The sequence below is a fragment of the Nonomuraea pusilla genome (assembly GCF_900109355.1).
Lineage (GTDB): Bacteria > Actinomycetota > Actinomycetes > Streptosporangiales > Streptosporangiaceae > Nonomuraea > Nonomuraea pusilla.
Map to the genome: position 1 here is coordinate 82,498 of NZ_FOBF01000008.1, position 18,957 is coordinate 101,454.

The following is an 18,957-nucleotide window of genomic DNA, read 5'->3' on the forward strand; positions in this document are numbered from 1 at the left end:
TCCTCATATCTTGACGCACACGTTGACGGGCTCGGAGAAGAAGTCGAGCGAGTACTCGCCGCCCTCGCGCCCGATGCCGGAGGCCTTCACGCCGCCGAAGGGGGTGCGCAGGTCGCGCAGGTTCCAGCAGTTCACCCAGACGATGCCGGCCTCGATCCTGGGCGCCACCCGGTGGGCGCGCGACAGGTCCGTGGTCCACACCGTCGCGGCCAGCCCGTACGGGCTGTCGTTGGCGAGCCGGACGGCCTCGTCCTCGTCGTCGAACGGCGCGACGTGGCAGATCGGGCCGAAGACCTCCTCGCGGACGGTCCGCGCGGTCTGCGGCAGGCCGGCGACGACGGTGGGTTCGACGTAGTAGCCGCCGTCGCGGGCGTCGCCGAAGACCGGGACGCCGCCGCCCGCCAGCACCGTCGCGCCCTCCTCGACGGCGAGCCGGTAGTAGGACAGCACCTTGTCGCGGTGCTCCGCCGAGATCATCGGCCCGTAGTCGCGCAGGCCGCGCGCCCGCTCGGCCAGCGCCTCGACGAACGCGTCGTAGACGGGGCGCTGCACGTAGACGCGCTCGGTGCACAGGCAGATCTGGCCGGAGTGGGTGAAGCTCGACCGCAGGGTGCCCTCGACGGCCTCCTCCAGGTCGGCGTCCTCGAAGACCAGCGCCGGGTTCTTGCCGCCCAGCTCGAACGAGACCGGGGTGACGTGGGCGGCGGCGTTGCGCATGATGGCGCTGCCGGTGGCGGAGGCGCCGGTGAAGGCGATCGCGTCCACGCCGGGGTGCGCCGTCAGGTGCTCGCCCGCCGCGTTCGCGCCGTGCCCGTGGACGAGGTTGAACGCGCCCGCGGGCAGCCCCGCGGCGTCGATCACCTCGGCCAGCAGGGTCGCGGTCGAAGGGGTCTCCTCCGACGGCTTGGCGACGACGGCGTTGCCCGCGGCCAGGGCGGGCGCGACCTTCCAGGTGAGCAGCAGCAGCGGCAGGTTCCACGGCGAGATGACGGCCACGACGCCGAGCGGGCGGCGGACGGTGTAGTTGAGCGCCCGGCCGCTGCCGCTCCACCCGGGGACGGTCGTGGGGTAGGCGCGCTCGGGACGGCCGTAGGCGAGGTCGGCGTAGGAGCGGAAGTTGCCGATGGCCCGCGGGATGTCCACGGTGGCCGCCAGGTCGCGCGGCTTGCCGGTGTCGGCGACCTCGGCGGCGACGAACTCGTCGAACCTGGCCTCGATGCCGTCGGCGATGCGCCGCAGGTAGGCGCAGCGCTCCTCGACGCTCGTCCGGCCCCAGGGGCCCTCGACCGCGGCCCTCGCGGCGCGCACCGCCTCGTCCACGGTCTCGCGCGAGGCCTCGGGCACGGTGCCGATCTCGCGGCCGTCGACGGGCGAACGTAGCGGGAATGCCGTCCCCGCCGCCGTGAAGGCGCCGTTGACGTAGTGGGCGGGCTTCATGGCCGCCATTCTGCTGACGATCAGGGATAACAGTCCAATACCGGCTTGCAGCTCAGCTATACATATCTCGTCATATATCCGTCGTGGTATAGCTGCCGCGCATATCGGTATTCGCCCTGGCATACCACCTGCGTGCATCCTCATCCCTACCCCCATCGGAAGGCACAGGTGTGATGGACACAGACCGCCGCCAGGCCGCCCGCCGCGTCTCGCGGGCCGCCTTCATCGGCACCGCCATCGAGTGGTACGACTTCTTCCTGTACGGCACGGCAGCCGCCCTGGTGTTCAACAAGCAGTTCTTCCCGGCCATGGACCCCGTCGCGGGCTCCATCGCCTCCTTCGGCACCATGACCGTCGGCTTCCTCGCCCGCCCGCTCGGCGGCATCGTCTTCGGCCACTTCGGCGACAGGATCGGACGGCGCAACACGCTCGTCGCCTCGCTGCTCATCATGGGGATCGGCACCACCCTCATCGGCGTGCTCCCCACGTACTCCAGCATCGGCGTGTGGGCCGCCGTCCTCCTCGTGGTGATGCGCATCGCCCAGGGCATCGGGCTCGGCGGCGAACTCGGCGGCGCCGTCGTCCTCACCATGGAGCACGCGCCCAAGGGCCGGCGCGGCCTGTTCGGCGCCTTCCCCATGATGGGCACCCCCGCCGGCATGCTGTGCGCCAACGCCGTCTTCCTCGGCACGTCCTCGCTGCTCGGCGAGCAGGCGTTCATGGCCTGGGGCTGGCGTGTGCCGTTCCTGCTCAGCATCGTGCTGGTGGCCGTGGGCCTCTACCTGCGGCTGCGCATCGAGGAGAGCCCCGACTACGCCGACCTGGTGGAGCGCCGCAAGCCGGTCAAGCTGCCCATCGCGGTCGTGCTGCGCGACCACTGGCGCGAGGTGCTGCACACCATCGGCGTCATCATCGGCAACAGCGCGCTCGCCTACATCTTCATGGTCTACATCCTCGGGTACGGCCAGTCCGCCGCCGGCCTCTCGCGTACGTTCCTGCTGACCTGCGTCATCGGCGGCGCCGCCGTCTGGCTGGTCACCGCGCCGCTGTGGGCCCACCTCGGCGACAAGGCCGGGCTGCGCGCCGTGTTCACCTGGGGCTCGGTGGTGCTCCTCGCCGGCGCGCTCGCCATCCTGCCGGTCATCAACACCGGCAACACCACGCTCATCGCCATGTTCATGCTGGTCATGGGCGCCGTGCTGGCCATGACGCACGCGCCGCAGGGCACTCTGACGGCGAGCTTCTTCCCTGTCGCGATCCGGTACTCGGGCACGTCGGTGGCGTACCAGCTGGCCTCGCTGCTCGGCGGCGGCATCACGCCGCTGGTGGCGGCGTCGCTGTTCGCCTCGTCAGGGACGTCCCTGTCGATCACCGCGTACCTGGCGGTGGTGACGTTCATCAGCCTGGTCGCGGCGCTGGTGATCCCGCGCAACGACGCGGAGCGGCTGGGGGACCAGCCGGTGACCGCCGATATAGCCAAGTAAGCCCGGATTTATCGGCTCATATACTGCTTTGGTGATATCGCGTCCGCTGGACCTGCTGAGCGGCCGGCTCAAGCTCAGGCACCTCGTGCTCGTCACCGCCATCGCCGAGCAGGGCAGCGTCCTGCGCGCCGCCGAGCATCTCCACCTGGCGCAGCCCGCCGTCACCCGCGGGCTGCGGGAGGTCGAGCAGATCCTCGGCGTGGAGCTGTTCACGCGCGGGCCCCGCGGTGTCACCCCCACCCTGTTCGGCGAGGCGTTCATCGACCACGCCCGCGCCGTCCAGGCCGAACTGCGCAGGGCCGGCGAGCGCATCGCCGGCCTGGCCGACGGCGAGGCCGGCACCGTCACCGTCGGCACCCTCCTCGCCGCCACGAACGTGCTGCTCCCCCGCTCCATCGCCGCGCTCAAGGCCGACAGGCCCGGCATCACCGTGATCGTCAGGGAGGGGACGTTCGACTCGCTCGTGCCCCGCCTCGTCGACGGCGACACCGACCTCATCCTCGGCCGGCTCAACCCCATCGAGGACCGCACCGGGCTGCGCCAGATGCCCCTCTACAACGAGCCGGTGCTGCTCGTGGCCCGCGCAGGACACCCCGCCGAGCAGGTACGCGCGCTCTCCGGCCTCCTCGGCTACCCCTGGATACTCCCGCTGGAACAGACCTCGCTGCGCCAGGAACTGGAACAGGTCTTCCACAAGGAGGGGCTGCCGCTGCCGGACGACCGCGTCGAGTGCACCTCCATGCTGACGATCCGCTCGCTGCTCCTCGAGACCGACATGATCGCCGCGCTGCCCGCGCTGTTCGTCAGGACCGACACCCGCCTGGCCGAACTGCCGGTGCCGCTGCCGTCGGTACGCCGCTCCGTCGGCGTCACCCTGCCCGCCGGCCGCGCGCTCACGCCCGCCGGCAAGGCCATGCTGACCCACCTGCAGCAGCAGGCGGAACGCCTCCAGCCCGAACTCCCCGCCCAGCGCTGACCACCGCCCGCCCCTCCGTACGTCAAGGATCGCCCCTGCGTCGGACGCCATGCCGCGTCGTTCCCGCACCCTGACGTCACACTGCGAGACCCTTGCCTCACCAACGGTGAGAAGGGAGGCCCATGCAGTCCGACCAGACCCACCCCCACCTCCCTCCGCCCACCCCGGCCACGGGCACCGCCACCGAGCCCGGCGACGGCACCGCCGCTCCTTCCTGGAGAGACTGGCGCACCGGCGGCACCGGCACTTGCGCAGTCCCCCACTCCGACCATCGACCGCCGCACGACCAGGACCCGGTCCCCCGATCCGACCAGCGATCGGCACACGACCAAGGCCCGGTCCCCCCATCCGACCAGCGATCGGCGCACGACCAGGACCCCCTGCTCGCCGCGCTCGACTTCCTCACCCGGCGCCGCTACGCCACCCCCACCCCGCCCAGGGCGGCCCGCCTGCGCCGCCGGATGCGTCCGATCCGCCCGATCCTCCTCGCCCCCCTCCAGGGAGCCACCCGCCTGCTCCCCCATCCGCGCGGCAGGAGCAGCCGCCTCCAGGAGGACCGCACCGCACCGAACCAGGGCCCGCAGCGACAGCCCCTGCACGACCAGTCCCTTCCGGAGGGCTCCCTACCGGTGCGATCCCTGCTGGATCGGCTCCTGCCAGACGGATCCCCACCAGAGCCAACCCTCCCGAAGAGGTCCCCGCTGCGGCCGGCCTCGTCGCGTCGTTCCTCGCCAGGCAGTCCCCCGCCCGAGGGACCGCTGCCCGAGGGACCGCTGCCCGAGGGGCCGCTGCCCAGGCAAGCCCCGCCAGGCCGGCGTGGGCAAGGCCGTTTCCTGCCAGACCGCTTGCCGGGAGGACGGTTCCTGCGGGAACGGCTGATACCACACCGGGCTCTCAGAAGCTGGCCGCCAGCAGGGCGGGCACTGCCTCGGCGGGCTGCTGGAAGCTGGTGGCCGGCGCTGACCAGGCGCACTACTGCCGACTGGTGGCCTGCGGGGCCGGCACTGCCGCGGCGGACTCTCGGAAGCCGGCCGCCGACCCGGCGGGCGCTGGCGCGGCTGACTGCTGGAGGCTGGTGGTGGCCTGCGGGGCGGGCGCTGACTCGGCAGGGGCTGCTCGGGTGGCTGCGGAGGGTGCGGCCGGTCCTGGTGGCCGCGGTGCTCGTCTGTGCGGCGCTCGGCGCTTGGTGGAACGCCCAGGGCGCCGGCCCGACCCCGGGAACCGCCGCCGCCCCGGGCGACCTGCCACTCCTGAAGGACACGCCGGGCACAGGCGCCACGGCGGGCACGGGCGGCACGGCGGGGCCAGGGGGCACGCCCGGCAAGGTCGTTCCCGGTGCAGGTGGCACGTCAGACCTGGGCAGCCTCGGAGGCACGCGGCGCTCAGGGGCACCAGGCCGCAGTGGGGCGACTGGCCTCGGGGGGTCGCTCGGCCGGACGACCCCCGGGAACCCACCCGGCGTCACCCCGCCTCCTGCGGCTTCCCACCCCATGGCTCCGCATCCCGCGACCGGACGTCCGCCGGGCTCGGCGCCCGTGCGCGTTCCCCGGCCGCTGATGACGCCGTTCCCGAAGCGAGAGGTGCTGGTGACCTGGGCGGCACCGCGGGAGAGGCGACGGCATGCCGTCCCGCACAGGGCCCACCGCCACCGGCACCCAGGAAAGGGCCACGCAACCTCGGCGGGCAAGGGCCGGGCGGCCTCGGGGAGCGCGCCGGCGCCGTCGGCGAGCCCGGCGGCGGGCACCACGGTCCCCGTCCCAGGCGGGACCACCGGGGCCGCCGCGCCCCGGGCCCCCGGCACCGGAACCGTGCTGGCGCCGTCCACCGGCGCGGCGGCCCGCGCCAGGCAGACCCTCGCACCCACCACCGCGGCGACCGTCAGGCAACCGACGCCCGCCCCCGCCGCTTCGCGCCCGAGGCAGACGCCCGCGACGGCCACCCCGGCCCGGGGCAGGCCCACCACCGGCACCACCACCGGCAGCCGCCCGCCCACCTCACCCGGCAGACCGACCACGCCCGGCAGACCGGCCACGACCACCGCGCCGGGCAGCCGCCCGGCCGCCGCCCCTACCACAGTCGCCAGGCCGACCGGCGCTCCCGTGACCTCCGGCAGGCCGGCCGGCGCTTCCACTACAGGCGGCAGACCGGCCGGTGCTCTCTCGACCCCCGGCAGGCCGGCCGGCGCTTCCACCGCCCGCGGCAGGCCGGCGGGGGCCACGTCCGGCGCCAGGCAGACGCCCGCCGCCGCGACGTCCCGCACCCGGCGGACCCCGGCGAGCGGCCGCAAGACCCGCACGAGGCAGCGCGCGGCCAACGGCGCCAAGTCCCGTGCCAGGCACGCCGCCGCGGTCGCCCCCAGGACCCCGGGCGGGGAAGCCCCGGCGGCGGAGCGCAAGGCGCCCACCGGCGCCTCCGGTGCGGCCCCTCCCCTGGCATCGCGGTGCGAGGCGCTCTTCCCGTCGTCCGACCCGGCCGCCCGCGCCCGCAACCAGGCCTGCCACCAGGTGCTGGGCTGAGCACCCGTCCAGAAGCGGCGAACGTTCGGTGGCACCCGGCCGCGAGATCTCCGGCGCCACCGGCGATCGGAATCACGGCGCAGGCTCCTGCTCGCCACGTCCCGAGTCGTTCGCCGACGTGGTACCCATGGTGCTGGCGGCATGGCACGCTCGCGCCGTGGTGGAGGCGCCCTCGCACATGCGCACCCACCCGCGCGAACTCACGGTCCTGTCGTTGGCGCTGATCCACGACGGCCAGGTCACGGGCCGCTTGGTGGACACGCCGCGCTTCTCCAGGTGAACGGCGGCTTCCTCAACCGTCAGGTCGATGTGACGCACGGTCCGGCGGAGTGCTCGGGTGAGCTCGGCGGCGATCTCATCATGCGTAGGCGCCACCGGCCCGGTGAGATCGTAAGTGGCGTCAGCTCCGACGGGGCGTGTGAGCAGTGCGGCCGCGGCCGCCGCGATGTCACGCGCGTCGATGTAGCCGACGCTGCCCCTGCCGTACGGGCCGAAGATCCTTCCCTCCGCGTCGACGTCGCCCGCGAGATTCTGCATGAAGCCGACGGGCGCCAGGCTCGACCACGGCACCCCCCGACGCCTTGAGATGCTCGTCGACCTGCCCGTGCATGCCGAACCCGAGCAGACTGCCCGACGTCACGCCGCGCACGGAGACGGTCACCACCTGCGCCACGCCTGCGGCCGCCGCCCGATCGATGACCGTCTTGCGCGCTCGTATGAAACCCGGCCACAGCGCACTGTTGAGAAGGAGCCGGTCACCCGGCTCTAGCGGGATGCTCTCCGGCCGCTCCAGGTCGCCGACCACATAGTCGCATCCCGGTTCCTCGCCCTGTTCCGCGCGCCGCACCGCCCAGTTCCTCGATCGGCGCCCGCCCGATCGTGCCAGTCGCACCCGTCACCACGATCATCGCAACCTCCTTGACCGGAACGGCACGCGACGCGGTGGCCGAGCAGCGCGGACGCGCCGATGGAGCTGATCGCCCGCCGGGCCGGCGTCGGCGTCGGCGTCGGCGTCGGCGTCGGCGTCGGCGTCGGCGTCGGCGTCGGCACGCTCTACCGCCGCTTTCCCTACCGCGGCGCACTGCTCGCTGCCCTGGCCGAGCAGTAGGTTCACGAGCTCATGGACGGCCTCGACCGCGCCGGGGCGGCCGAGCCTGACGCGTGGGCGTTCGTTCGCGCCTTCGTCGTCTGCAGCGCGGGAAAGGGCCGTGGCGCCATCGCGGCCGTTAGCCGGGACCTCCGCGCCGCAGGCAAGACAGGCGCTGGTGCAGCAACTCGACGAGCTGGTACGGCAGGCGCCGGCGGGCGTCGTCCCGGAGCGATTCCTCCCCCTGATGCCCGACGGCCTCGACCGGCGTCAGCCTTGCCGCCTCAGTAGGTGATCGGGGCAGCAGCGTGCCCCTCCTACGCCGGGACCGGCGTCGAGGTGGCCGGCAGATCGTGGCGCGGCTGACGCCGAGCCGGTCAGCGATCTGCTGGACGGTGTAGCGGCGCTTGCCGTCATCGCCCTTCATCTCGTACAGCGCGCGGGCCATCTCCACGCCGTGAGAGTCCAGGGGCCGGGGGACGCCCCGCTCCTCGCATCAGCCCTACCCTCCGTACTCGACGGGGACATCGCTGGCGACGATCACCCGGTTCATCGCCGGATACGACTCTGACCTGCGCACCCGGCTCGGCCTCCTGTCCACGGTCCGACCGGCCGTCCCCACCCTGCGACGGCTGCCGGCCCTGGACGGTGGCGCCTTCGACGCCGCGATCTGCGCCTACCTCGCCACGTTGACCGCCGCTCACCCACCACGGACCACCGCGAGCCCCCGGACGCCGCTGCTCGGCCTGGCCGTGGACGGCAAGACCCTGCGCGGCAGCCGTGCCAGAGATGGCGCGGTCCACCTGCCGACCGCCATCCGCCACGACACCCACACCGTGCTCGCCCAGCGGCAAGTGGAGACCAAATGCAATGAGATCCCGCATTCACACCCCTTGTGAGCAGCCTGAACCTCGCCGGCATGGTCATCACTGCCGACGCCCTGCACCCCCAACACGACCACACGCGGCAGATCGCCGCCGGCGGCCACTACCTGTTCATCGTCAAGGGCAATCAGCCCACGCTCTTGCGCCGCCTCAAGGCCCTGCCCTGGCGCGAGGCCATCCTCAACAACCGCACCGATGAGACGGGCCACGGCCGTCGCGAGGTCCGCCGGATGAAGATCCGCACCGCCCGCCCGGACCTGCCCATCCCACACGCCCTGCCATCCAGGTCAAACGCCGCTGCACCACCACCCCACCGACAAGACCACCATCGTCACGATCTACGCCATCACCAGCCTCCCACCAGGCCGGATCACCCACGCCCAGCTCGCCGCACTGATCCGCGGCCACTGGAACATCGAAGCCCTGCACCGCATCCGCGACGTCACCTACCGCGAAGACGCCTGCAAGGTGAGAACGGGCGCTCCCCGCGTCTTGGCCGGTCTCCGCAGCCTGGCCATCGGCCTGACCCGCCTGCTCGGCTGGACCAATATCGCCGCCGTCGACCACTACCGCAGCCACCCCGCCGATGGCCTTCACCTACTCGGGTTCACAACAAGAGAACGCTTCGGCCCTGGGCACGGAGACCCGGCACCGGGTTCACAGACCGCGGACCCGTCGTATCCTCAGGTTGAGACGTCAATTATCGGACGCCGAACCTCGATCGATCCGCCGGCGTTTCTCTATCATAAACCCGGGCGGTGCCCGCTTTTTCCTTGACACCTTCCGTCAGGCGTGACTAGGGTGACGGAAAGCGTGGGGTAATCGCCAAACACAAACAGACGTGCTGCCGTTCCGCTGGGGGCGTGATGAGAAGCCGTATCTGTTCGCTTACCAATCCATGGATAGGATGGAAAATCGCATGACGGCGCGGCGACGCGACGTCGAGCGGGTGGATCGGATCGTTGACGCGGCAGCGGAGCTGCTGCCCGAGCGGGGATACCGGCGCGTGACGGTCGAGGAGGTCGCAAGCCGGGCGGGCGTCTCCAAAAGCAGCGTCTACCTGCACTGGAACACCAAGGACGAGATCTTCTACGCGGTGCTGGACCGCGAGTTCACCGTACTCGCACAGGCGGCCGTGGACCAGGTCAGGCGCGATCCGGCCGAAGTGCTGGCGCACCGGACGGCGACCAACCTCTTCCACATCGTCGCCTGCCGGCCACTGCTGCAGGCGTTGCTGGTCGACGACCGGACGACGCTCGGACCGCTGCGGCCCGCGAAATCCGCTGTTTTCCGATCGAGCCTCGCAAATCTCAACGAACTGCTGTATCGCTATCTTCACGCACTGCGCATAAACGGACTTCTCTGCTCCGAGGTCGATCCGCGTATTATGCGAAAAGCGACCTGTGAAATGCTGCGCGGAATGACGTTCTCAGCGGTCGCGAACTCCACGGGCGCGAAACCGTTGGCCGAGACACGGCTGGCCAAGTTGTCCCAGGTCGTCGCGGTGACCGTGCGGCGCGCCTTCGAACCGGGCGGCGTGCCCGAACTCGACCGGATCAACGCCGCCGCGGCGGAGGTGTTCAAGGCGTTCGACGAACTCATGCCGGCCGAGGAGACGATGCGCGCCGAACGCCCGGTGGCGCTGTGACCGTGCTGCGCGCGCACGTCCGACAGGACCCGGGCGCGCTCGTCGTCGGTCGCGGCCTGCTCGCCGACCGGCTCGCGGCGGTGGCAGGCCGGCTCGACCCCGAAGTGGTGCTGGCGGTGTCGGACGCGCCGGACCCCGCCGTGCTCGCGGAGGCCCGGGCGACGGGCCGGCCCGTGCTGCCCGTGCTCGCCGAGCCTGGCCGGGTCCGGGTCGGGCCGCTGGAACGGCCGGGCGAGCCGGGCTGCTCCGACTGCCTGAGCCTGCGCAGGCACCGCGCCGCCAGCCGGTCGGCCGAACGGGCCGCCGCCTGGCTCCGGCACGGCCCGCACCTGGCCGCCACACCGTCGCCGCTGCTCGCGCCGGTGGCGCTCGACCTGGTGGCCGCGCTGGTCACAGCCCCTGCGCCGGCCCATCGGGGCATCCTGCTGGTCGACGTGGCCGACCTGAGCGTGACACCGCACGCCTTCCTGCCCGATCCGTTCTGCCCGCGCTGCGGCGCCCTGCCCGACGACGACACGGCGCGGGCGCGGATCACGCTCGTGCCGCGCTCGAAACCGTCGCCGGACCGGCACCGGGTGTGGGACGCCGAAGGCCGGCTCGACCGGCTCAGGCAGATCTACGTCGACGACCACTGCGGCCTGGTCCACTCGCTCAACCCGGCCGCGCTGGGCTCGCTCGCCGTCGCCGGCGCGCCGATCCGGCTGCGCGGCACCACCGCCTTCGAACCCGGATTCGGCCGCTCCCGCAGCTACCGCCGGAGCTCCGTCATCGCGCTGCTCGAAGCCCTGGAACGGTACGGCGCGATCGGTCCCGGTGGCAGGCGCGGCACCGTGCGCGCCTGCTACGCCTCCCTCGGGAACCTGGCGGTGGATCCCCGGTCGCTGGGGTTGCACCCGCCCGAGCACTACGCGCTGCCGGGCTTCCCCTACCGGCCGTTCACCCCGGAAGCGGTGTGCCGCTGGCTGTGGGGGCACTCGTTCGCCACCGGCGGCCCGGTGCTGGTGCCCGAGCGCAACGTCCACTACGGCCCGTCCGCCGACGATCGGCCGTTCTGCTACGAGCTCGCCAATGGCTGTGCTCTCGGCTCGTGCCTGGAGGAGGCCATCTTCCACGGCGTCCTGGAGGTGCTGGAACGCGACGCATTCCTGCTGACCTGGTACACCCGCGCCCGCGCGCCGCGGCTCGACCTCGGCACCGCCCGCGACCCCGCGATCCCGCTGGTCGCCGCCGCGATCACGGCGGAAACCGGCTATCTCGTCGAGTGCTACGACATCACGCCCGACCACGGGGTGCCCTGCGTGTGGGCACTGGCCCGCCATCCTTCCGACGGCGAGCCGGCCACGATCAGCGCCGCGGCGGCCGGCCCCGGCCTGGAACCCGCCGCCGCCGGCGCGCTGGCCGAGCTCGGGCCGATGGTGCCCACCGTACGCGACCACTTCCCACAGCACGCCGGCCGGGCGCAGGAGCTGGTCGCGGACGGCCGGCGGGTGCGATCCATGATCGACCACTATCTCGTGTACGGCGTGCGGTCGGCGGCGCGCCGCCTGTCGTTCCTCACCGACGGCACGGAGGAGGTGCCCTTCGCGCCGGCACCGGAGGGCTTCCGGCACGACGACCTCACCGCCGACCTGAGGTTCCTCCTCGACCGGCTGGCGGACAGCGGGCTCGGCGTGGTCGTGGTGGACCTGACCACGCCGGAGCACCGCGCGGGCGGGCTTCGCTGCGTGAAGGTGCTGGTGCCCGGTACGGTGCCGATGACGTTCGGCGAGCAGAACCGCCGCACCTGGGGCCTGCCGAGGCTGCTCGACCCAGCCGCGGTGCGGGGGCGCGGCATGCCGGTGCGCGGCCACGCTGATCTGAACCCCGACCCCCACCCGTTCCCGTGAGCCGCCCCGCGCCGCCCGCCGTCGCCCGGGTGGGCGGGCTGCCGGCCGCCGCGCTGCACGGGCTGGCCTGCCCCGAGGCGACCCGGCTCGCCGGCCGCGTGGTCCACCTCACCGAGGAGCTAACCCGACGCGCCGCGGTGCTGTCCGACGCTCTCTACGAGGTGATCGGCGCCACCGGCGCGCGCAAGCCGATCCTGGTGGCGATCCGCCGCGACCTGCACGGACTGCGCCGGCCCAAACGCGTCGAGGTGCTGCCCGCGCCGCTGGCCGAGCTGGTCCGGACGTGGATCTCCCTGTGGGAAGAGCGCGCCCGCGTTCGCGCCGTGCTGCCGGACGTGCTCGCCCGCGAGGAGCGCTCGGCCTGGAGCGCGTTGCGGGAGCTCGCCGCGACCCCGGCGGTGCGGCACGGGCTCGCGCACGCCAGCCCGGACCTCTCCGCCGGCCTGGAGAGATGGCTTGCCGATCCGGGGTGGCGGCCACGACCGAGCACGCTGGCGAGCCTGCTGCGGTACGTGACGCGCGTGGCGGCCAAGACGAGCCCCTTCAGCACGTTCACCACCGTCCACGAGGTCCGCTGGGTGGACGGTGGCGTGGCCTGGCAGGTGCCGGACACGGCGCCGACCGTGGTGGTGGAGGCCGACGTGGGGCTCCGGCTGCTGGTCGAGTCCGTGCTGCCGCGCACGCCCGAGGTGGCCGCCGCGCGGGTGGTGCGGCTGTCGCCGGCCGCGTACGCGTCGGGGGATCGGCTGACGTTCCCGGAACCCGGCGGGCGGATGCGCGCGGTGGACCGGACCTCCGCACTGGACACCCTGGTCGAGCTGCTGCGCGGCGAGCAGCGGTGGGACGCGGCGATCGCCAAGCTCACCGGCGCCGGCCTGGCAGGCGACGGAGCGGACGACGGTACGCGTGACGGCGCGAGCGACGGAGCGGCGGCGGCCGAGCAGGTGCTGAGCGGGCTGGTGCGCGGCGGCCTGGTGGAGGCCGTCGTGCCGGTGCCCGGCCAGGCGGCCCGCCCATTCGCGCGCCTCGCCGACTGGGCGGCGCCCGCTCCGCCCGCCGGCCCGCTGCACCGCATCCAGGTGGCCTTGGACCAGGCTGGGCCGCTCGGCGACGGCGACCCGTCGGCGTCGGCCTGCGCCCACGTGGCCCGCCGCCTCACCGCCGAACTCCCCGCACTGGGCCTGCCCGTCATGCCGGTGCCCGACCTGCGCCGCCGTGTGCTGCGCGAGTCGGCGCTCGGCCCGCCGGTCGCCTGCGCGCTGCCGGAGTGGCGGCCCGCGCTGGCCGACCTCCGACGGGTCCGCCGCTGGCTCGCCGTGCACGACCCGATGCTGCCGCTTCGCCTCACCCTTGCCGACCGGGTACGCGACTGGTTCGGCCCCGGCTCGGCCGCGCCCCTGCTGGACGTGTACGCCAGGGTCCGGACCGCCGAACCGGGCACGCCCCTGGATCCCGACTTCCTCGAACACCCCGACCCGCTCGCCGGAGCCACCGACCCGTGCCTTACCCGCCTGCGCGAGTTGCGCGCCGCGTCGGTCGCCGCGCTCACCGGGGGGCGGGCGGAGGAGGCGCTGAGCGAGCCGCCGGCCTGGGTACGCGATCCGGGGCCGGTCACCTGCTATGTCCAGCCGTTCCAGGGGCAGGACGGCCTGCGGCTGGTCCTCAACGCCGCGCACGGCGGCCACGGCCGGGGCATCACCCGCTGGACCAGGCTGCTGGGCGCGGAGCCGGCGCCCGCGCCGCCGCCCGGCGGGCCCCCGGCCGCCGAGTCCCCGCCCGGTGAGCTCCCGCCCGGTGCGTGCCTGGTGGCCGAGCTGCCGGGCACGTTCGGCCACAGCCTCAACCTGCACGCGCCCGGCATCGGCTGGGAGCTGACCTACCCGGGCGCGGTGAACCAGACCCCGCCGGAGCGCCGCGTCCCGCTGGCCGAGCTCCAGGTCCGGCACGACGCCGGGCGAGGCGTCGTCGAGCTGTGGTGGCCGCGCGCCGGCCGGCGCGTCGTGCCGGTGCACGCCGGCATGATGTCGGAGACGCTGCTGCCGCCCCTGGCTCGCCTGCTCGTCGAGGCGTTCGGCACCACCCACCTCACCCATCCGACCCTGCCGGCCGTGGCGCGGGCCGCCGGTCCGCGCATCGACCTGGGCCGCGTCACGCTCGCCAGGGCCCAGTGGACGGTCCGCCGCGAGGAGATCCCCCGGCGGGGCGGCGACGACGCCGCCCACCTCGTCGCCGTCCACGCCTGGCTGCGCGCCGCCGGGGTCCCGCGCCGCTGCTTCGTCCGGGTGCGCGAGCCGCAGGTGCGTAGGGATCGGCTCGCCTTCGACAAGCGGCACAAGCCGGTGTTCGTCGACTTCGGGAGCTGGCCGTCGGTGCTGGAATTCGACCGGATCGTCACCCGGGCCGCCGGGGACCTGGAACTGACCGAGGCACTGCCCGACAGCGAGTGGGCGGTGGAGCTGGCGATCGAGATAGGAGCCCGGTGACGCGGTACCCGCTGCCCCGCCCCCACCCCCTCGGCATCCACCCCGGCTACGCCCGGCTGCGCGAGGGCTGCCCCGTCGCGCGGGTCGACTCGCCGTACGGTCCGGCCTGGCTGATCACCCGGTACGCCGATGTGGCGGCGGTGCTCACCGACGCCCGGTACAGCCGCGCGGCGGCGACGGAGGACGACGGCGGCATTCTGCTCAACACCGACCCGCCCGAGCACGACCGGCTGCGCAGGCTCGTGGTGGCGCACACCGGCGCCGCCGCCGTCGAGCGGCTCCGGCCGCGGGCCGCGGAGATCGCCGCCACGCTGGCGAAGCGCATCCCGGCGGAGGCCGAGTTCGTGAGCGCGTTCGCCGAGCCGTACTCACATCGGGTGCTCGCGCTGTTCGTCGGGCACCTGGTCGGCCTGCCGGTCGGCGAGCTGAGCCCGATGGCCACCGTGCTCACGCTGGCGCGGGTGCCCGACCGGGAGCGGGCGGCGGCGTTCGCCGAACTGCGCCGGCGGCTGCGGAGCCAGGTGGACGACGAGACGCTCGCCGTGGTGCTCAACATCGTCTTCGGCGGCCACGCGGCGGTGGTGGCCGCGCTGGGCTACTGTCTGCTCGCGGCGCTGGCCGAGCCGCTGCCGAGCCTGGCCGGCGACGCCCGGCGGATCGCCGATCTGGTCGAGGAGACGCTGCGCCTGGCTCCGCCCGGCGACCGGACCTTGCTGCGCCGCACCCTCGAGCCCGTCCGGCTGGGCGGGCGGGAGCTGCCCACGGGAGCACTGGTGATCCCGTCGATCGCGGCGGCCGGCCGGGACCCGGACCGGCCCGCCGGGGGGTTGGCGGGCCGGCACCTGGCGTTCGGCCGCGGCGCGCACGCGTGCATCGGCATGGCGCTGGCCCGGATGGAGCTCCGGGCCGCGCTCCAGGCGCTGGCCGAGCACGTCCCCGGACTGCGGCCGGCGGCCGGCCCGGCCACGCTCAGGCGTACGTGCGAGGAATTGGCGGTCAGCCCGCTTGCGGGAATCCCGATTCGTGTGTAGTGGCCAGAGAACCGAATAAACGAATTTGGTCAGCGGGTGTCCGTTTCTTGCCGCGGATCATACCCGGGTCATACTCTCGATTCCGGGAATGGTGCACGAATTCGGTGCGAGAATCCGAGGGAGAATCGTGTCGGCAGAACACCCATATCGTGACAGGCTTCGCGCACTGTCCGCATATCTACGCAAAGTCGACAATGAGCCGGAGGCCGCCGCCGAGCTGCGCGCCGAACCGGAAAAGGCCCTCCGGGAGGCCGGGGTCGACCAGGCGTTCAACCGCCCTGAAGCGTTCCAGGCATTCGTCGGAAAGCTGGCGGCATTAAGCGGAGAAGCATGGCTCGCGACCATTCACTCGATGATTGAATTGTGCGAGATCGGTGCGGATCCGCAGCCGCCTGCCGGGCCCAACATCTCATTCCGCATATCCTCCGACGGAGGGGTGACAGCCATCGCCAATCGCGGTGAGATCGCCAAGAAGGTGCAGCCCAACCCCTTTCACGCCGGCTCCGCCGCCGCGTCGCCGGGCGGCCGGCTGCGCATCTATCCAGGCTACGCCACCAGCGAACTGTCGGCCCGCCTCGGTGAGCGTTACCTGTCCACGTTCTACCAGCGCACCCTGCTCAAGCGCGTCGTGCTCGACCCGGGCACCGTGATCGAGGACGCCGACGCCGGTGAGGGCATCACCGTCAACCGGGCGCAGTACCGAGGCGTCGCGTTCGAGCTGCACACCAGGGCCGACGGCGCGGACCGCGAGATCGTCGCCGCGCTCGTGCGCTGACCCCGCCACGAGATCACGACATCACACCCCATGGAGGCGGGATGCTGAGCAGCGCGCTCGAAGTAGACATCGACGAGGCGGCCGTCGCCGCCGACCTCAGGGAACTGGCCGCGGCGCTCGACCGCAGCGGCTACGGCGAGATCCTGACGTGCTTCCTGCCGCACAAGGCGCAGGCGCACATCTGGGCCCAGACCGCCGCCAAGATCGACGGTCCGCTGCGGACGCTGATGGAGCTCTTCCTGCTCGGCCGGGCAGTGCCGCAGGACGACCTCCCGGCCCGGGTCGGCGACGTCGTCCCCGGGCTCGCCGCCGCGGGCCTGGTGCAGACCGGGCAGGGCGCGGTGTGGCTGCCCAACCTCATCCTGCTGCGGCCGATGGGCCAATGGCTGTGGTGCCAGCGCCCGCACCCGTCGCCCACGATGTACTTCGGCGACGACTCGCTCGCGCTGGTGCACCGCATGGTGACCCATCGCGGCGGCCACACCCTCGACCTGTGCGCGGGGCCGGGCGTGCAGGCGCTGACCGCCTCGCTGCGCAGCGACCGCGTCACCGCCGTCGAGATCAACCCCGTCGCCGCCGCACTGTGCCGCACCAACATCGCCATGAACGGCCTGGGCGACCGGATGGAGGTCCGCCTCGGCGACCTCTACGGCGCGGTGCCGGGCGAGGTCTTCGACGACATCGTGTCCAACCCGCCGCTGCTGCCGGTGCCTGAGGACGTCCAGTTCGCCTTCGTCGGCGACGGCGGCCGCGACGGCTTCGACATCTCCTGGACCATCCTCGACGGCCTGCCCGAACACCTGTCCGATCGCGGTGCGTGCCGGATCGTCGGCTGCGTGCTCAGCGACGGCTACGTGCCCGTCGTGATGGACGGGCTCGGTAAGTGGGCCGGCGAACACGACTTCGACGTGCTGCTCACCGTGACCGCGCACGTCGAGGCGCACCGCGACTCGTCCTTCCTGCGCAGCATGTCGCTGATGTCCAGCGCGATCTCGGGCGAGCCGGCCGAGGTCCTGCAGGAGCGCTACGCCGCCGACTACGCCGAGCTGGGCGGCTCCCACGTGGCCTTCTACGAGCTGTGCGCGCGGCACGGCGGCGGCACGGCACGGCTCGCCGACGTCTCGGCGACCAAACGCTCCGCCGAGGTCTGGTTCGTCTGACGCCACCCACCGACAGGACGGGACCGCGATGCCGACCACACTCCCGCAGACCCTGCGCGGGTCGGACGGCGCGCTCGCCGAGCAGCCGCTGCTCATCTACGTGAACGTGCCGTTCTGCAACTCAAAATGTCACTTCTGCGACTGGGTGACCGAGGTCCCGCTGGCGGATCTGCGGCTCACGCCGGACTCCTCGCCACGCCGCCGCTACGTCGCGGCGCTGGTCAAGCAGATCGAGACGCACGCGCCGACGCTGGGCGGACTCGGCTACCGGCCCGAGGTCATGTACTGGGGCGGCGGCACGGCCAGCATCCTCACCGTCGAGGAGATCGAGGCGGTGGCCGGGGCGCTGGCGGCGCGGTTCGACCTCGGCGGCCTGGTCGAGGCCACCATCGAGGGCAGCCCGGAGTCCATGGACCCCGGCAAGCTGAAGCTGTTCCGGGCGGCCGGGTTCAACCGGATCAGCATCGGGGTGCAGGCGTTCGACGATGCGCGCCTGCGCCGCATCGGCCGGGTGCACACCGCCGAGCAGGCGGAGCGCGCGGTCCGGATGGCCGCCGGCGCCGGCTTCGACAACATCAACATCGACCTCATCGTCGGGTTCCCCGGCCAGGGTGCCGACGAGGTGTCACGCACCGTCCAGCACGCGGTAACGCTGCCGGTCAACCACTTCTCGGTCTACCCCTACCGGCCGACCGGCGGCACCGTGATGCGTCGGCAGGTGGGCCGCGGCATGGGCCGGATCGACGTGGCGGAGCAGCTCCGGTCGTACGACCACGCCCGCGACCTGCTCGCCCGGTACGGGTTCGAGGAGTACGCCACCGCCTACTTCGGCGCTCCCCGTTGCGAGTCCGACGAGGTCTACTACAAGCTCACGATGGACTGGATCGGGTTCGGCTCCGGGGCCAACTCCCTCGTCGGGACCCGCTTCCTGCTGAACGACCGAGGCGGGCTGCACCGCTTCAGCACGGCCCCGCACCGCTTCGACTCCGACACCCCGGCCTCGGCCCCCCACCTGACACGCCACTTCCTGGCCCAGGCGCTGACCACGGTCGACGGCATGGACGCGCGCACCTTCCAGCTGCGCACCGGCCGTTCGCTGCGGGCGGCGTGCGAGGAGCCCGCAGTGCGCCGGATGCTCGAACAGATCAACCGCCGCGGCAGGCTGATCGTCGACTCGCGCGGCATCCGGCTGCACCGCGACGACATGGCCTCGGCCTACATCACCATGAACAGCGTCGATCTGTACGCCGCGACCGAGCAGCCCGGCGGATGACCGCGGTCCTGCGCGCCTGCTCGCACAGTCTTCGTGAACCCGTGTGCCCTTCCCGCGTGGGGACGGGTGTGCCGGTCGACCGCCGCGGGCTCGCGAAGGAATGAGGGTCACAACGGAAAGGAGATGAGCGAGATGGAATCCAAGCTGGACCTCAGCGACCTGCCCATGGACGTCTTCGAGATGGCCGACAGCGGCATGGAGGTCGAATCCCTCACCGCGGGCCACGGGATGCCCGAGGTAGGCGCCTCCTGCAACTGCGTGTGCGGCTTCTGCTGCTCCTGCAGCCCGTCCGCGTAGCAGTCAAGGAGTGCCGCCGG

General features: G+C 72.9%; 15 protein-coding genes. 12 read left to right on the forward strand and 3 right to left on the reverse strand.

Annotated features, from left to right (window positions below):
• Positions 1-3: 3 nt before the first annotated feature.
• Positions 4-1,446 carry a 2-hydroxymuconic semialdehyde dehydrogenase gene (locus BMX74_RS18480; protein WP_256257014.1) on the reverse strand — a complete coding sequence of 481 codons (1,443 nt, stop codon included), beginning with the start codon at positions 1,444-1,446 and terminating at the stop codon, positions 4-6.
• 164 nt (positions 1,447-1,610) lie between these two features.
• On the opposite strand from BMX74_RS18480, the gene BMX74_RS18485 reads away from it, so the two are divergent.
• The 3 genes from BMX74_RS18485 (at position 1,611) to BMX74_RS44170 (ending at position 6,413) form a co-directional block, all read left to right on the forward strand.
• Positions 1,611-2,921, forward strand: coding sequence for an MFS transporter (locus BMX74_RS18485; protein WP_091101742.1), 1,311 nt, complete (start codon positions 1,611-1,613; stop codon positions 2,919-2,921).
• 31 nt (positions 2,922-2,952) lie between these two features.
• Positions 2,953-3,897 carry a LysR substrate-binding domain-containing protein gene (locus tag BMX74_RS18490; protein ID WP_256257015.1) on the forward strand — a complete coding sequence of 315 codons (945 nt, stop codon included), beginning with the start codon at positions 2,953-2,955 and terminating at the stop codon, positions 3,895-3,897.
• Between the two features lie 1,808 nt (positions 3,898-5,705).
• Positions 5,706-6,413: a YML083C domain-containing protein gene (locus BMX74_RS44170; protein WP_177227414.1), complete on the forward strand. Its 708-nt coding sequence runs from the start codon at positions 5,706-5,708 to the stop codon at positions 6,411-6,413.
• A 72-nt stretch (positions 6,414-6,485) separates the two neighbouring features.
• Here the strand turns inward: BMX74_RS44170 and BMX74_RS18500 are convergent, their stop codons facing one another.
• Entirely contained in the window at positions 6,486-6,983 is a 498-nt protein-coding gene (locus tag BMX74_RS18500; RefSeq protein WP_091101746.1) for a Rossmann-fold NAD(P)-binding domain-containing protein, read from the reverse strand.
• 397 nt (positions 6,984-7,380) lie between these two features.
• Between BMX74_RS18500 and BMX74_RS44175 the strand changes: the two genes are divergently transcribed.
• Positions 7,381-7,521, forward strand: coding sequence for a hypothetical protein (locus BMX74_RS44175; protein ID WP_177227415.1), 141 nt, complete (start codon positions 7,381-7,383; stop codon positions 7,519-7,521).
• A 118-nt stretch (positions 7,522-7,639) separates the two neighbouring features.
• On the opposite strand, the gene BMX74_RS18505 is transcribed toward BMX74_RS44175, so the two are convergent.
• On the reverse strand, positions 7,640-7,954 hold the full coding sequence (locus BMX74_RS18505) for a helix-turn-helix domain-containing protein (protein ID WP_091101749.1): 315 nt from the start codon (positions 7,952-7,954) through the stop codon (positions 7,640-7,642).
• A gap of 1,271 nt (positions 7,955-9,225) precedes the next feature.
• Here BMX74_RS18505 and BMX74_RS18515 point away from each other — a divergent pair.
• The 8 genes from BMX74_RS18515 to BMX74_RS18550 all read left to right on the forward strand — a co-directional run bounded on the left by BMX74_RS18515 (position 9,226) and on the right by BMX74_RS18550 (position 18,937).
• Positions 9,226-10,032, forward strand: a complete 807-nt coding sequence (locus BMX74_RS18515; protein ID WP_091101753.1) for a TetR/AcrR family transcriptional regulator — start codon at positions 9,226-9,228, stop codon at positions 10,030-10,032.
• The gene (locus BMX74_RS18520) at positions 10,029-11,918 is read left to right on the forward strand and encodes a TOMM precursor leader peptide-binding protein (RefSeq protein WP_091101755.1); all 1,890 of its coding nucleotides are present in this window, start codon (positions 10,029-10,031) and stop codon (positions 11,916-11,918) included. Before BMX74_RS18515 ends, BMX74_RS18520 begins: the two co-directional genes overlap by 4 nt.
• Positions 11,915-14,401, forward strand: coding sequence for a lantibiotic dehydratase (locus BMX74_RS18525; protein WP_091101757.1), 2,487 nt, complete (start codon positions 11,915-11,917; stop codon positions 14,399-14,401). Before BMX74_RS18520 ends, BMX74_RS18525 begins: the two co-directional genes overlap by 4 nt.
• Complete coding sequence (locus BMX74_RS18530; RefSeq protein ID WP_091101759.1) at positions 14,398-15,432, forward strand: cytochrome P450; 1,035 nt, start codon at positions 14,398-14,400, stop codon at positions 15,430-15,432. Before BMX74_RS18525 ends, BMX74_RS18530 begins: the two co-directional genes overlap by 4 nt.
• A gap of 127 nt (positions 15,433-15,559) precedes the next feature.
• Positions 15,560-16,207: a DUF5969 family protein gene (locus BMX74_RS43090; protein WP_143078693.1), complete on the forward strand. Its 648-nt coding sequence runs from the start codon at positions 15,560-15,562 to the stop codon at positions 16,205-16,207.
• 41 nt (positions 16,208-16,248) lie between these two features.
• Positions 16,249-17,367, forward strand: coding sequence for a methyltransferase (locus BMX74_RS18540; protein WP_091101762.1), 1,119 nt, complete (start codon positions 16,249-16,251; stop codon positions 17,365-17,367).
• Between the two features lie 28 nt (positions 17,368-17,395).
• Complete coding sequence (locus tag BMX74_RS18545; RefSeq protein WP_091101764.1) at positions 17,396-18,640, forward strand: coproporphyrinogen-III oxidase family protein; 1,245 nt, start codon at positions 17,396-17,398, stop codon at positions 18,638-18,640.
• Between the two features lie 132 nt (positions 18,641-18,772).
• On the forward strand, positions 18,773-18,937 hold the full coding sequence (locus BMX74_RS18550) for a thiomuracin/GE37468 family thiazolyl RiPP peptide (RefSeq protein WP_176573252.1): 165 nt from the start codon (positions 18,773-18,775) through the stop codon (positions 18,935-18,937).
• The last annotated feature ends 20 nt before the right edge of the window (positions 18,938-18,957 follow it).